The sequence below is a fragment of the Mycobacterium szulgai genome (assembly GCF_002116635.1).
GTDB lineage: Bacteria > Actinomycetota > Actinomycetes > Mycobacteriales > Mycobacteriaceae > Mycobacterium > Mycobacterium szulgai.
In genome coordinates, this window is the sequence record NZ_LQPW01000112.1 from 1 (window position 1) to 13815 (window position 13815).

The following is a 13815-nucleotide window of genomic DNA, read 5'->3' on the forward strand; positions in this document are numbered from 1 at the left end:
CGGGCCTGCTCGTCGGCAACGGCGGGGCTGGCGGGGCCGGCGGCTTGGGTCGCACCACCGGCGGCACCGGCGGCGCCGGCGGCACCGCCGGCCAACTGCTCGGCTCCGGCGGTACCGGTGGCAGCGGCGGCGCTGCGATCACCACCGGCGGGACCGGTGGCGCCGGCGGCACGTCCGGGGTGTTCGGCAACGGAGGTAACGGCGGTAACGGTGGGGCCGGCGTGACAACCGGCGGCAACGGCGGGGCCGGCGGCAACGGTGTGCTGATCGGCAACGGCGGCAACGCCGGTAGTGGCGGGACGGGCGCGGCCGCGGGTAAGGCCGGCCTCGGCGGAATCAGCGGATCCTTGTTGGGCGCCGACGGTTTCAACGCTCCGGTCAGCACCAACCCGGTGCACATCCTGCAGCAAGACGCGCTCAACATCGTCAACCAGCCCGTGCACGCACTGACCGGGCGCCCGCTGATCGGCAACGGCGCCAACGGAACGCCAGGAACCGGCGCTGCCGGCGGGGACGGCGGCTGGCTGTTCGGCAATGGCGGCAACGGCGCGCACGGCGCGACCAACACCGCCACCAACGGAGCCGGCGGCGCCGGCGGAGCCGGCGGAGGCGGCGGCGTTTTGTTCGGCAACGGCGGCGCCGGCGGCGCCGGCGGGATCGCCAACGGAATCAACGGCGTCGGTGGACTCGGCGGTGCCGGCGGCTCCGCCCTGCTCAACGGTGCCGGCGGCACCGGCGGCAGCGGCGGGCAGGCCCTCGTCACCGGCGGCAAGGGCGGGGCAGGTGGGCACGGTGGCAACGCCGGCGTCTTCGCCGGGGCGGCCGGCACCGGCGGGCACGGCGCCGGCCCCGGGGCGACCGGTGTCGGCGGTGCCGGCGGGACCGGCGGGCTGTTCGCCAATGGCGGCGTCGGCGGGACAGGTGGGTCCGGAGCGGCTGGCGGGGCCGGCGGCAACGGGCTGGTGTTCGGCGATGGCGGCACCGGTGGTGCCGGCGGCAACGTCGGCAACGGCGGTGCCGGCGGGACCGGTGGGCTGTTCGGCGCCGGTGGCACCGGCGGTGCAGGCGGGTCCGGCGGCAACAACGGCGGAGCCGGGGGCGCCGGTGGCAACGCCGGTGCGCTGTCCTTCGGCACCGGCGGGGCCGGCGGCTCCGGCGGAGCCGGCACCCTGACCGGTGGGGCCGGCGGAGCCGGTGGCAACGCCAGCATGTTGTTCGGCTCGGGCGGCGCGGGCGGCACCGGCGGGCACGGCGGTGCGGGCGGTAGCGGCACTCAACAAGGCGGCGCCGGGGGCGCCGGCGGCAACGCCGGGCTGCTGTCCGGGTCGGGCGGCGCCGGTGGTGCCGGCGGGTCCGGCGCTAACGCCAACGGCGCTGGCACTGGCGGCGCAGGCGGCAACGGCGGCAAAGCAGGAGTCACCGGCAGCGGCGGCGACGGCGGGGCCGGCGGATTCGGAGTCACCACTGCCGGCAAAGGCGGTAACGGCGGCAACGCGCTGTTGATCGGCGACGGCGGAAACGGCGGCAATGCCGGCAAGGCCGGCGGCACAGCCGGCACTGGCGGCACTGGCGGACTGCTCCTCGGCAACACCGGAAACAACGGCAAGGCATAGCCGAGAGTTGGGCCCGCGAGACCGTGCAGACGGTCTCGCGGGCCCGTGTAGTCATCGCGTGTATGCGCTGGACCGGGACCGCCGGCCCAGTACCCACATGGTGGCCAGCGTGAGGACAACGGCAAACGATGCCAGCGCAATGAGATTCACTGCGGTGTCTCCATTGAAAGTCTCGCGATAGGCGAACATTGCCGGCAGCGTGGCGGTGAACCGGTCAAGATCCAGGTCACGTCCCAATGCTTCGAATGCGTGGCGGTTGGATAGGCCAAGGCTTATCAAGCGTCCGGGGAAAGCCATCTTGTCAACGGGGACGATCGCGCCACCGAACAGAACCTGCGGGAAGCAAAGCATCGGCAGAGCGAGAGCTGCCTGAGCGGCGTTGTGCACCGCGGCCGAAGCGAGCAGGCCGAGTGCCAGCGCCGAGGTCGCTTCGATAACCATCGTCACAAACAGCAAGACGTACACCTGCCAACCGACGGCGGGCAGCCGACCCAGTACCCGCAGTACGGCGAGGAGTCCCGCGTTGACTGCGGCCAGCACCGGAAGCAGGGCGGTGATCTTGGACGCCACGTAGGCGCCCACTCTGAGCCCGGCCAGGCGCTCGCGCCGGAAGACGGCGATCTCTCCGACGATCTGGAGCAGACCGTAGGTCAGGCCGAAGAAGAAGCCGTCGAATGCGATCCAGAAAACAATTTGGGCCGGCCCGACGTCGGCCGTACCACCTGGATCGAACGCGCCGCGTTTGAACAATGTCGCCATCATCGCCGTGACCAGGACCGGTGAACCGAGCAGGACGGCCAACGTCAGCCGGTTGCGGAACAGAACCTCAACATTGCGGCTCGTGAGCAGCCACCATTGCCGCACTATGCCAGTGCGCTTGACGTTTGGACGAGTCGCGGAGGGGGCCGGGTCGAGCCGAGCCGAGCCCAGCCGTTGACTTGCCACACTGTTCGCAAATCTCTTCGCCCATATCGCAGGGGTGTGCTGTCCAGCCAGACGGTCGTACACGGCGGTGAGATTTTCCACGCCGAAGTAGCGCCGAGCCTCGGTCGGGCTGCCGGTGAATGCGAGATGGCCGTCGCGAGCCAGGAACACCACTCGATCGCACCGATCGATGGCCTCCGGCTCGTGCGTAGTAAGGATGACCGTTACGCCGCGTTGGGTCAGCCTGCGCAGTAGCTGCATCACGTCGGCCGCGGTCGACGGATCGAGCCCGGAGGTCGGTTCGTCGAGGAAGAAGAGGCTTGGCCGGTTGAGTAGTTCTACGGCGATGCTGGCGCGCTTGCGCTGGCCGCCGGACAGCGCACCGACCCGCACCTCGGCCCGATCGGCCAGGTCTAGGTCATGCATGGTCTCCTCGACCACGCGGTCGGCCTCGGCCGCCGATGTGCCTGCGGGCAGCCGGAGTCTCGCTGCGTAGCGCAGCGTGCGGCGCAAAGGCATTTCGAGGTGGATGATGTCGTCCTGCGGCACGTAGCCGATAGGAGAATCGGCACTGGCTCGAGTACCGCATACGACGCCGTTGTGCGAAACCTCGCCGGCAGACGGTGGCTGCAGTCCCGCGAGGATCTCGAGCAGTGTGGTCTTTCCGGCTCCACTGCCGCCGGCAATGGCAACCAACTCGCCAGGTTCTATCGACAGTGACAGTTCCTGCAGGATTTGCCGTGCGCCGACCTGCCGGGTCACGTTGACAGCATCGACCCGTCCGCCGGCCGGCTTTGCTGGTGTCTGACTCGGCGAGAGCGCATCGAAACGCTCGACTGCCGTTGGTTGAGCCGCCAATTCGGTCATGTCGGTAACCTCCTGCGATTGCTGAATTGCGTTGCCAGGAGCTTGATCATGGGCCTGTGGCGGCACCGTTGCATGAGGCGCTTGCCTCAAACCCACGAGTCGAGGGGCAGCCGGTTGAAAGCTCCGCCGCCGAGGAGGCTCAATGCGCGCTGTTGCCCGTAAAACGGCTGTTCACCATCTGCGGCGTGGTTGACCGGAGACCGGTCAGACCCGTGAACGGGGCCAAATGTGTAGCGGCCGGCGCCGATTCATAAGACCCGATGCCTGCTCAATCAGTTAACGAACCGCCGGTGACGGTGGCCCCCGATTCCCTAGCTGGGTCAGCGAGATAAGACAGCGTTAGTCGTCGTGGTGGTGCGGGTGGTGGGGGTTCTCGTCGTCGTCGTCGTCTTCGGGATCCTGCATCTTGAGGTTGTGCACCACGAGCTGGGAGCGCCCGACGAGGTAGGTGGCCGTTTCAGCCACCCTCATATTGAATACCGACCGCTTGGCAGCGCGGCTCGACACTCGCCGAACCTCGAGCCGGTTTCCGTCGCCGGTCAGCAGATAATCGCCGCGGCTCAGTTCGCCAGCGGTTATCCAGCGATCGGTGAAAAAGCGATGCCGCGGAGTGCATGTGATGGTGTCGTCGCCCACTTCGATCGTCACAAGTTCGGTACTTTTACCGGAGAATTTTTCCTCGACGACCGCAAGCACGGCCTGTCCAGTCGTCATGTCGCGCGAGTACACCTTCGTGTCGGGCTGCACGAGCTCGATCGGGACGAAACCTTCCGCGGTCGAGACGAGGGTTCCGCGGACAAAGCACACACCGCCGTGGTCCGCTTTCCACGCGCCGTAGGCACCTCCGGCGATGGCACCGAAAATTGCTCCGCCGGCCGCACCAATAGCGGCACCCCACAGCCCACCTCCCAGGGCGCCGATGACCAAGCCGCCGCCACCACCAACTTTTGCTCCCCAGTTCTTCCCTTCATCGATGTAGTCCTGCTTGGTTGGTTTCATCTCGAAATCTCCCACGGAAGAGTTTTGCGGACGTATTTGAGTATGCGTCCGATCTAATCCGCAGAAAACATGCAATTGACGCACAAAGGGTTTGCCAATCAGCACCGGGTATAGGTGGCTGTTGCTCGTTAGCCCTCTCTCACACGTCCAGGCCCGGGCCAGCGGCAATGCCGGACCGACGGCCTGCTTCCGGCGAACACCACCAAAATCCGAGCGCGACACACCGCGCGCCTTTGCGGCTCACCACCACCGGAAACCTACCCTGAACCGCAGGGTGCGGCGGGAGGGACCGGTATTAAGAGCAAACATCCAGTCGACGGCATGTCGCGGCGGGAGTTCATGGGCAGACTCGCCGCCGCCAGCAGTGTCGGCGCATTGATGTCCCTGGCTGGCCCGGTGATCGAAAAGGCTTACGGAGCCGGCCCCTGCTCCGGTCATTTGTCCGACATCGAGCACTTCGTATTCCTGCTCCAGGAGAACCGGTCCTTCGATCACTACTTCGGCACTCTCTCGGGCGTCAATGGCTTCAACACGCCCTCACCGGCATTCCAGCAAAAGGGCTGGAATCCCCAGACGCAGTCGATTGACCCCAGTGGCGTCACCATCCCGTACCGTTTCGACACCACCAGGGGCCCTCTGCTCAACGGTGCGTGCGTGAATGACCCTGGCCACCAATGGATTACCATCCACCAGTCCTGGAACAACGGCGCCAACGACAACTGGCTGCCCGCGCAGGTCCCACAACAAACGTTGCCGGGCAACGTGCCGGTGTCGATGGGTTACTACACCCGCCAAGACCAACCCATCCATTATCTGCTGGCCGATACCTTCACTATTTGCGATAGCTATCATTGTTCGCTGCTTGGCGGTACTTCGCCCAACCGGCTGTACTGGATAAGCGCCTGGATCGATCCCGACGGCGTCCAGGGTGGCCCGCTGCTTATCGACCCCAACATCCAACCGCAGGGCCACTTTAGTTGGCGCACGATGCCGGACAACCTCAGCGATGCCGGCATCAGTTGGAAGCTGTACCAAAACAAGTTGCTGGGGGCGCTCAACAATACGGTCATCGGCTACAACGGGATGCTCGTTGACTTCAAACAGGCCCAGGATCCGCGCTCGAATATCGCCCGCTACGGTATCGCCCCGACCTACCCCCTGGACTTCGTCGCCGACGTCGCAGCCAACCGACTGCCCCAGGTTTCGTGGGTGGTACCCGGGTTTCAAGTGTCCGAGCATCCCGGAGTGCCAGTAGCACCGGCCGTCGGCGGCACCACGATCGTGAATATCCTGCGCATTTTGCTGTCCAATCCCGCGGTATGGGAAAAAACCGCGTTGATCATCAGCTTTGACGAAAACGGGGGCTTTTTTGACCACGTCACTCCGCCTACCGCGCCGCCTGGGACTCCCGGCGAGTACGTCACGGTGCCCGACATCAACGCGGTGACGGGTTCGGGGGGCATCCGCGGGCCGATCGGCTTGGGCTACCGCGTCCCCTGCTACGTCATCTCGCCCTACAGCCGTGGCCCGCTGGTGGCGCACGAAACCTTCGACCACACTTCGCAGTTGCGCCTACTCGAAAAGCGGTTCGGGGTGCCGGTTCCCAACCTGAGCACCTGGCGCAGAGGTATTACCGGTGATATGACGTCGGCCTTTAATTTCGCCGTCCCACCCAACCCATCGGCACCTTACATGGACCACCCGTTGTTGAACGCGGTGCCGCAACAGGTGCAATGCGTTCCAGACACCGCCGCAACTTTTGTGAAGCTGACTCCTCCCTATCGAGTGCCTTTCCCTCAGGTAATGCCCACCCAGGAGACCACGCCGGTCCGCGGCATTCCCAGCGGTCTTTGCTAGCGCAAATCAACCGTCTCGGCCGAAGCGCTTCTCAAGAACCAACTCAGGGTGCAACCTGGACGATGCCCGGCGGCATGGGGCGTGCCGGCGCCGGCCCGGACGGGCCGTGCCCGCCAGTGCCGCCGGCACCACCGCTGCCGCCACCACCGGTGCCCGCACCGCCGCCACCGGTGCCGTCACCCCCGACACCACCACCCGGCAGCGGAGCAGCAGAGGGAGGCTCGACCTGTGGTGGTGGGAGTGGCTCGATCTGTTGCGGTGGGGGCGGCTCCTGGGGGGGGGGCGGCGGCTCTAGCGGCGGGGGCGGTTGCTGCTGAGGTTGCGCCGGCGGCTGCCGGGGCGGCTGCGGCGCGGCGGGCGCCCGTGGTGGTGTGACGATGTGCCCCGGCGGAGGCGATTGCGCCGGAATCTGCGGTGGCTGCGGCGCCATGGTCTCCCCAGCGGGAATGGTCACGGTCGACGGAGATCGAAAAGTGCTCTGCCCGTTGGGATCTGGCGCGCTGGCCCAAGGCTGGGCGGCAACGTAGACGCCACCGACAGTCGACTGCGGCAGCCGCACCGCAGCGGTGAACGTCCGGTGCGCGGGTTGAATTGTTCCCGGCGCCCAACGAGTGTCGAAAGCCGCCGACTTGTTCTGGTGGTAGGGACAGTAGGCCTGCACGGCCGCAGTGACGAAGCGGGTGAATGTCCGCGTGAGGCGGTCGCGCGGATATCTGCCCGGATCGCTGTCGTAGGCAAAGCTTGCCATCGACTCGACTACCGCATCGAACGGCTTGCCGCCGTCGAGTTCGCGACAAACGTTTTGCGCTGTGACAACCAGGCTTGCCGGGTTTTGGAGGGCGGGGATGCCATGTTGATCAAGCAGTGCCAAAAACTGGTCGTCCTGGCTCGGGTCGGCCGCTGCCGTGCTGCCGCGCAGGATCGCGGCGCCGATGAGTATCACGCTGGCGGTAGCCATGGCGCCCGCGCGCCTGGCGGTGCCGGTGATCATGGCGGTGGTTTCCATTCTGTAGGGCTGTTTGGTTTAGGTGGTCACAAATGCAGGCGTGACCGTCTGTTAAATTCCTCGGTTTCCGTATCGCTGTAACATTGCTGTAACATTCGGCGGCGCCACTGTCAATGGTCAGTTGAATTCCCCGTTTTGCGAGTTCACGCGTCGAATAGGACCGCCGCCAGAGACCCGCGGTAACGGTGGCGCCGGCGGTGCCAGCGGCACTGCGGTAGCGGGTGGCCACGGCAGCTTGATCGGGCACTCCGGCAAGGATGGCGCCGTCGCACCGGCGGGTGCTGGCGGTGCCGGTGGCAATGGCGGCGCATACGGACCGGGCGGTGCCGGCGGCAATGGCGGCGCATACGGACCGGGCGGTGCCGGCGGCATGGCCCTGCCAGGAGGACACGACGGGGCGGTGGGCCACAACGGAGCCCAGGGCACCATCGGAACGCCAGGACCGCACGGCTGAAGCTTGAAACCGGTTGAGTTTCAATGCCTCCGCACCCAGCCTGACCACTGCCTACTACATCGGTGACGGGTAGGGGAGGCCCAGAGCGAGGTTTCCGGTGTGGATGAATTCCTGGTCGCGCCCCTGGAGGAAGGGTGCGTCAATGGGCGTTTCCACTTGGGCGGCAATGCAGGAGGCCAGGCCGAGGTCGGTGGCGGCGAGAGTAAGGGTCTGCAGCAGGCAGCCGGTGTCGCGGTAGATCAGACTCAGGGCCATGCCCTTGTATTTCCACGTGGTCCGCGCGGCATAGGAGGCCAGGTAGAGACTCGCCGGTGGTGGTGCCTTCATCTGTGCGGGCTGAACCATGGTGTGGTGCAACGTTTTTGCCAAATCTGCGGTCCAGGGCGAAAGCTGGTGGAGTGCATGGTCGAAGGGGTCGTAGTGGTACGCTCCGGCCGCGAGTCCCGCTATGTTCCGGACGATGAGATAGATTTCCAGGCTGTGGCGGGCACCGCCCGACGGCGACGGTCGCTGGGTCACCTCTCCTAGCGTTCCGAGGTCATCCTGTGCGGAGAGTCGCCTTTGAACCCGGGCGGAGCGGTGCAGCAACGCGCCCAGAAGGGGCAGCGGCAAGGGCCGGGACGCGTAGCGGCGGGCGCTGCGTCGAGCGGTGAATGTTTCGGCGAGGGGCCGACTTGGCGGCGCGTTGTTGTCGTCCGGTAGTGCGATAACGGCGGTCGCCTCGGGGTGATTCAGCCGCGCCGGCGGCGGGTCGCCGCGGCGGGAGTCGGCGTGCGGGCCCCTTCCGGATTGCCAGTGGACGGCTAGTTCGCAGAGTGTCCAAGGGTGTGCAGTCTCCGCGTCTGCAATGGGAGTCGATACCCGCACCATCCCCACGTCGGTCAGTTGCGACAGCAATCCCGCAAGCTGATCGTCGCCAGGAGATTCTTTCCACCGCTGACTGATGTCGGTGACGGTGAGGGGGTGGTTCAGCTGACCGAGCAGGTTGACCAGAGCCGGTTTGACGTGAAATCTCCGCCGCGCAAGAGGGTTGAAGACCGTGGCATATTCCTTGCCCGATTCCCATTCCAGCAGGAGATGGGGGCTACGTTCGTACCGAGTGGCTTCGGTTGTCATGCGTATATCACTTGCCGTCCAACAGGATTACGTCGGTTCGCGTCGGACCGAGGAGGCCGACCTCGATGAACGGCAGTTGGTCGTCGGCGGCTGCAACGGCGAATAACGTTGCGGCGCCATCGAAGAAGTCAGTCGTCAGCAGGCCGCGTCGGGCCAACTCGATGCGGTCTACCTCGGTGCCCCAGCGAGTGGCGAATAGGCGTTTCAGTTGCGTGGGATTCGGCCGGTGCAGGCTCAAATGCGGCTTTCGCCGAGCCAGCTCGTCACGCATCCATAGGGCATGCGCCGCCATAGCACGCCAGTCGGGCAGTCTGGGGTCCTGGCGCAGCAAGTCCAGGAAGTGCTGGATGGCCGGAAGCGTGTGAGCGAAAAACAAAGTGCGGGTGGTCAACCGGGCCGACACCGCAATCGGGTCGTGGCCGAAGTCCCGATTCTCCTCGGCGGTAAGCCATTTCGACTTCACCCATTCGGGAAAGCCAAAATCGTCGACGATTCCGGTGGCCATCGCGTAGCGATGGGCCACGATCTCGAGAGCGCGCTGGTATGACCTGGATCCGACTTTGCTGACGGCTCGAGACGCGCGCTCGAGAACGCTGCCGTCCTGGTCGGGGTGCTGGTGGGTCCAGTACCAGGCGGCGACCTGTTCCAGCGCGGGCAGGTAGGCCCATCGGTCGACGGCGGACACGCTGAGCAACGACAACACGTCAAGGTCGCAGACGTCGACAACCGATTGGCCGCTGTCGTCGGCTGCAATCGCCACCGGCGTGGGCGGCGCCCACCGTTGCCGCCAACGATGTGACCACATGGTCGGGGGTGGGCAGGGGCGAACCGCGCCGAGCCGCGGTTCACCCGCAATCCGACCTAGCGCGAGCAACGCATCGGCGTGTTTGATATCGACCCGCAGGTTGCGCAGCCGGCGGGCGAGTTTGGTGACATCCGGCGCACCCACGTCGGTCAACAGCCGATTCCACGTGCGCAACGTGAACGGGGTGTTGCGGGCCGCTTCGATGATCTGGTTTGCCATCGGCGCGTCGAGGACGCCAGTCTCGACGGCTTCCAACGCGGTGTGACGAATGTTGACCAGCGCGTCGACGAAGACGGGGTAACCGTCGTCAGCCTCGCCGTGCACCATGGCGACCTCGTCATCGGCTTCCAGCAGCCCATCCCGGTAACTTTCGAACACCCAGCCGTAGCCCTCCATGCCGAACGTATGCAATTCGGCTGCACGCAGTGCGCCCATGCTGGAGCACCCGATCACGCGCACGCCGTCGGCGATCAGGGTGAGCAGTTCTTTGTGCCGAACCGAGGCCTGCTGGAAAAACAGTCCATCGATGATGAGTAGCGTATCGCCGCGGCCCAGATCGTAACGAAAGGCCTGACCAAACGAAATCGGTTCCACCACTTGGGCATTGGACACGACAGTCCGAATTCCGGCGGCGCTGATAGTGGGACCGGCTGTGACAACGATCCTGGCGCCGGGTGTCATGCCGCACCTGTCAACGGGGTCCGCATCGAGGGCGCGGCCGTCGATATCGACAGGGCGGGGGCAAACACCTTCACGACCGGAACACAGCCGCCGTCAAAGTCGCACACCACGGCTAACGGTTCGACACCTGCTTCGGCGGCCACCGCCGTCGCCGCCGAAGCAACCAGGTCCGGCAGTGAATCGTCGGCCGGAATCTGCCACGGCGTCGGCGTTGCGGCCGGTAGCTGCCGCATGGAGGCGCGCCTGGAAGCATGTCGGGCGAAGCTGTGATAGATCTCCGGCGGTATGTCCTCTCGAGCCCCGCTGATCGCCGTGAGCCGGGCTTGTGCGGCCTCGGTTATCGCTCGCGACAACGCGACATTCGGGTCGTGGTGCAGTCCGAAGCCGCTGAACGACGGCTCCAGCTTCGGCGAGGTCAGCTCAACAGCGAAGTTGAAATAGCCGTCCCAGGTGTCGATTCGGGCGATGAGCACTTCGCTTCCGGCGCGGTAAATCATCTCGACCAGGTCGGCCGAACCCGAGCCGGCGACGTCGTCGACCGCCACCTCGAACATGGTCTCGCCGGGCACGGCGGTGGAGATGCTGTGTCGTTCCATGATTTCGTAAAGGGCGTGCAGCGTGGCTTCGTCATAGCTGTTGCCGGAAGCCAGTCCAGAGCTGTCCATCGTGAATATCGGCGCTGCCCAGCAATCGCTGATTGCGACGTTCACCAGCACGGCCATCCACGGCACCCAGGTGCGGCGGCCGGTTAGCAACGTTGTCGCGACCATCCAGTCGAGCTTCGCGCTGGGGTGGTAGAGGGCACCCGGTGCGAGGCGAAGCTGGGCGGGGTTATAGGTCAGATCCGACGCGATTTCCTCTGTGGCAGTGGACCAAAGGTCTGGTGTGACGTTTTCGACATGCCACATCTCCAAGGATTCCATCACGGCTGAAACTTGAGCGGCCCGGTAAGTGCTGGCCTTTCCCTGGCTGACCGACAGCGATAGCGAGGCTGGCCGAACCGCCTGCGCGGTGGGAATTCCGAGGTCGTCCAGCCAGGTTAGGTCGGCCACCCGGGTGATGCCGGCGCAGTCCAGCAGAGGTTGCACCGCGAGCCATGTCTCGTCCGGAGTCATGATGCGGTGGGTCCCGTGGCGGTAATTGATTCTTGAGCCGATCGTGGCCCGGTCGACTGAGCCCAACAAGCGCCTCGGCCAGTAAGACCAATCCGGACCGGCCAGGCCCGCTGTGCGCAGCGACATAGGCATGGAAAATCCTTGGTTGTTGTGATTCGCCAGTTGGCAGTTGTGGTGGGGGTGGGGATCTCACACACCCAGATGCGGAGATCCCCACCGGGTTGGGCTAACCCCGTATGGGCTCACTCGAGGTGATCAGCCGCGAAAGAAAGGCACCCTCCACACGAGAACGTGTGCGTCGGGGTCTCAGCCTCGTAGAACAGCAGTTCGTGCGACATGCGTCACCTCCTCCATTGTATTGCTTCTGCGCTATCGTTGGCAGAATTCGGTGGCGCCGATTTGTGATCACTTGATCAATTTAGCTGGGTTCGGGTTACTCGACGTCCGACAAATAAGACGAAATTTGGGTCCTCCCGCCGTGTGAACAAGCTGTCCCCCAATCGGGGGACATCGGCGCGTGTCACGAATGGGCCATGATGCAATGCGAGGCCGACTGGAATCGTGTAATCAATTGCAGTCAAACGTGTTTCGCTGGCGCACGTACGGGCGCCGACCACCTGCTGCATGGGCAGGGGGGGCCGCGGCCAGCTGCCAACCCCAAGCTGGATCGACATCACGCCACTGACCAGCCGAATCAAGCCGTGTCGGCGATTGGCGACCGGGTTAGATTGCCGTATGCGAATTGCTCGCCTGGTCGGTGTGCTCCTGACGATCCTGACGGCGGGGTTACTGCTGGCAAATCCGGCCGGCGCACAGCCACCATCGAAGCTCACCGAGCACATCACCGACAACACCGGCGCTTTGACCGATTCGGGTCGGGCGGCGGTCAGCTCGGCAATCGACCGGCTTTATCGCGATCGGCACATTCAACTATGGGTGGTCTACGTCGACAATTTCTCCAGGTTCAAACCCGACAACTGGGCCGACGGCACCCGCAGCGCCAGTGCGATGGGCGGCCGCGACGCGCTGCTGGCCATTGCCACGAAAACTACGAGCGCCAACCTGTACACGTTCACCGTGCCGCCGAACCTGTCGGGACTCACGACTGACGAATTAAACAGACTGCGCAGCAACAAAATTGAGCCCGCGGTGAACGCTAAAGACTGGAGCGGTGCGGCGGTCGCGGCGGCCGACGGGCTGAACAAGTCAGAAGGTTCGCCGTCAAACCAGATCTGGCCGCTGATCGCGATCGCCGTCGTCGTGGTCCTACTCGTACTAGTGCTGGCTTTCGTGCTCTATCGAGCGCGTCGCCGCCGTCGCACCACGCGGGCGGCCGACCCTAGCGAGGGGCGCACCAAGATCGACGGGTGCGATCAGGCGCTGTCCACCGCGGAGGCCAGGCTGCGGCAAATCACCGACTACGTCGCCAAGCATCGCAAGGCCGTCGGCGCCGAGGCGCAGACCCGGGTTGAACAAGCAAAGCGGCATTTGGCAGCTGCGCACAGCAACCAGGCAAGCAACGCCCCCCAAGCGATTGCCCATGCCAACGCGGCGTCGACGCTGGCCGCTCAGGCGCAAGCGCTGGCAAACGCCGACGTGCTCGCAGCGCACCGCGCCAAACGGCGTTGAGGCAGCTGTCCGCCGACGCAAAACTTGCGTCAGACGCAAAAGGATGTTCGTAACCTTCTACTAGTGTCCAGCATTAAGCCTGCTTAGCGTGGGTGGCGAACGCGATCACGCGCAGTGTCGGGTTCGCCTGACCACCGGGAGGTGAGATGTCGTTTGTCGCGATGACCCCCGCGATGGTCAGCGCCGCCGCGCAGGATCTGGGCGGTATCGGAACAGCGATCAACCACGCCAACGCCGCCGCGGCAAGCTCGACCGTCGGCATGCTGGCCGCTGGCGCCGATGAGGTTTCGGCGGCTATCGCGGCTCTGTTCGCAGCCCACGGCAGCGCATATCAGACCCTCAGCAGCAAACTGGCGACGTTCCACAACCAGTTCGTGCAAGCGTTGGACGCAGGCGCAGGATCGTATGTGGCTGCCGAGGCGGCCAACATCCACCTGCTTCAGGGCGGTGTTGTGAGCGTGGGCAACGCCGCCGCTGAATTGATGGTGGGCCGCCCGCTGATCGGCGATGGCGCCGACGGGACATCGCCTGGGCAGGCGGGTGCGCCGGGCGGGTTGCTATACGGCAACGGCGGGAATGGCGCTGCGGGAATCAATTCCGGCGTCGCCGGTGGCGCGGGTGGAGCAGCGGGACTGATCGGCAACGGCGGTGCGGGAGGCGCTGGCGGCGCAGGTGCACGCGGCGGCGCTGGTGGCAGCGGCGGCTGGTTGTGGGGGAACGGCGGCAACGGCGGCTTATGGGGCGACGGC

Annotated in this window: 11 protein-coding genes and 1 pseudogene; 6 read left to right on the forward strand and 6 right to left on the reverse strand. The window is 65.5% G+C overall.

What is annotated here, in order from left to right; genetic code table 11:
• Positions 1-434: 434 nt before the first annotated feature.
• Together AWC27_RS33220 and AWC27_RS15950 are read left to right on the forward strand one after the other, a co-directional pair.
• Positions 435-521: pseudogene (locus tag AWC27_RS33220) on the forward strand (hypothetical protein); the annotation flags it as partial.
• A 3-nt stretch (positions 522-524) separates the two neighbouring features.
• A complete protein-coding gene (locus AWC27_RS15950) occupies positions 525-1613 on the forward strand; it encodes a hypothetical protein (RefSeq protein WP_425437484.1) in 1089 nt (362 codons plus the stop codon).
• A gap of 51 nt (positions 1614-1664) precedes the next feature.
• Here the strand turns inward: AWC27_RS15950 and AWC27_RS15955 are convergent, their stop codons facing one another.
• Together AWC27_RS15955 and AWC27_RS15960 are read right to left on the reverse strand one after the other, a co-directional pair.
• Complete coding sequence (locus AWC27_RS15955) at positions 1665-3404, reverse strand: ABC transporter ATP-binding protein/permease (protein WP_085671382.1); 1740 nt, start codon at positions 3402-3404, stop codon at positions 1665-1667.
• Between the two features lie 339 nt (positions 3405-3743).
• Positions 3744-4625 (reverse strand): polymorphic toxin-type HINT domain-containing protein, encoded by an 882-nt coding sequence (locus tag AWC27_RS15960; protein ID WP_139837039.1) that lies wholly within the window; start codon positions 4623-4625, stop codon positions 3744-3746.
• A gap of 99 nt (positions 4626-4724) precedes the next feature.
• Between AWC27_RS15960 and AWC27_RS15965 the strand changes: the two genes are divergently transcribed.
• Positions 4725-6260 carry a phospholipase C gene (locus tag AWC27_RS15965; protein ID WP_085671377.1) on the forward strand — a complete coding sequence of 512 codons (1536 nt, stop codon included), beginning with the start codon at positions 4725-4727 and terminating at the stop codon, positions 6258-6260.
• 43 nt (positions 6261-6303) lie between these two features.
• Here the strand turns inward: AWC27_RS15965 and AWC27_RS15970 are convergent, their stop codons facing one another.
• Complete coding sequence (locus tag AWC27_RS15970; protein ID WP_245847180.1) at positions 6304-7266, reverse strand: DUF732 domain-containing protein; 963 nt, start codon at positions 7264-7266, stop codon at positions 6304-6306.
• Between the two features lie 121 nt (positions 7267-7387).
• On the opposite strand from AWC27_RS15970, the gene AWC27_RS32800 reads away from it, so the two are divergent.
• A complete protein-coding gene (locus AWC27_RS32800) occupies positions 7388-7720 on the forward strand; it encodes a hypothetical protein (RefSeq protein WP_169726806.1) in 333 nt (110 codons plus the stop codon).
• Positions 7721-7774: 54 nt separating this feature from the next.
• Here the strand turns inward: AWC27_RS32800 and AWC27_RS15980 are convergent, their stop codons facing one another.
• Genes AWC27_RS15980 through AWC27_RS15990 form a run of 3 tightly spaced genes read right to left on the reverse strand, consistent with a single transcriptional unit; the run spans position 7775 to position 11569 of the window.
• The gene (locus AWC27_RS15980; RefSeq protein WP_085671378.1) at positions 7775-8836 is read right to left on the reverse strand and encodes a SagB family peptide dehydrogenase; all 1062 of its coding nucleotides are present in this window, start codon (positions 8834-8836) and stop codon (positions 7775-7777) included.
• 7 nt (positions 8837-8843) lie between these two features.
• Positions 8844-10322: a TfuA-like protein gene (locus tag AWC27_RS15985; RefSeq protein ID WP_085671379.1), complete on the reverse strand. Its 1479-nt coding sequence runs from the start codon at positions 10320-10322 to the stop codon at positions 8844-8846.
• Positions 10319-11569 (reverse strand): YcaO-like family protein, encoded by a 1251-nt coding sequence (locus tag AWC27_RS15990; RefSeq protein WP_085671380.1) that lies wholly within the window; start codon positions 11567-11569, stop codon positions 10319-10321. The genes AWC27_RS15985 and AWC27_RS15990 overlap by 4 nt, the downstream gene beginning before the upstream one ends.
• 603 nt (positions 11570-12172) lie before the next feature.
• Here AWC27_RS15990 and AWC27_RS15995 point away from each other — a divergent pair.
• Together AWC27_RS15995 and AWC27_RS16000 are read left to right on the forward strand one after the other, a co-directional pair.
• Positions 12173-13066 carry a TPM domain-containing protein gene (locus AWC27_RS15995; RefSeq protein ID WP_085671381.1) on the forward strand — a complete coding sequence of 298 codons (894 nt, stop codon included), beginning with the start codon at positions 12173-12175 and terminating at the stop codon, positions 13064-13066.
• A gap of 146 nt (positions 13067-13212) precedes the next feature.
• Positions 13213-13815 (forward strand): PE family protein (locus tag AWC27_RS16000; RefSeq protein ID WP_139837041.1); only part of this gene is annotated, 603 nt, incomplete at its 3' end.

What these genes read in the sequence shown, in the direction of transcription:
- AWC27_RS15980 (WP_085671378.1), bottom strand. Translation starts at nt 8,836, where the DNA reads ATGACAACCGAAGCCACTCGGTACGAACGTAGCCCCCATCTCCTGCTG.
- AWC27_RS15970 (WP_245847180.1), bottom strand. Translation starts at nt 7,266, where the DNA reads ATGGAAACCACCGCCATGATCACCGGCACCGCCAGGCGCGCGGGCGCC.
- AWC27_RS15955 (WP_085671382.1), bottom strand. Translation starts at nt 3,404, where the DNA reads ATGACCGAATTGGCGGCTCAACCAACGGCAGTCGAGCGTTTCGATGCG.
- AWC27_RS15985 (WP_085671379.1), bottom strand. Translation starts at nt 10,322, where the DNA reads ATGACACCCGGCGCCAGGATCGTTGTCACAGCCGGTCCCACTATCAGC.
- AWC27_RS15990 (WP_085671380.1), bottom strand. Translation starts at nt 11,569, where the DNA reads ATGCCTATGTCGCTGCGCACAGCGGGCCTGGCCGGTCCGGATTGGTCT.
- AWC27_RS15965 (WP_085671377.1), top strand. Translation starts at nt 4,725, where the DNA reads ATGTCGCGGCGGGAGTTCATGGGCAGACTCGCCGCCGCCAGCAGTGTC.
- AWC27_RS15995 (WP_085671381.1), top strand. Translation starts at nt 12,173, where the DNA reads ATGCGAATTGCTCGCCTGGTCGGTGTGCTCCTGACGATCCTGACGGCG.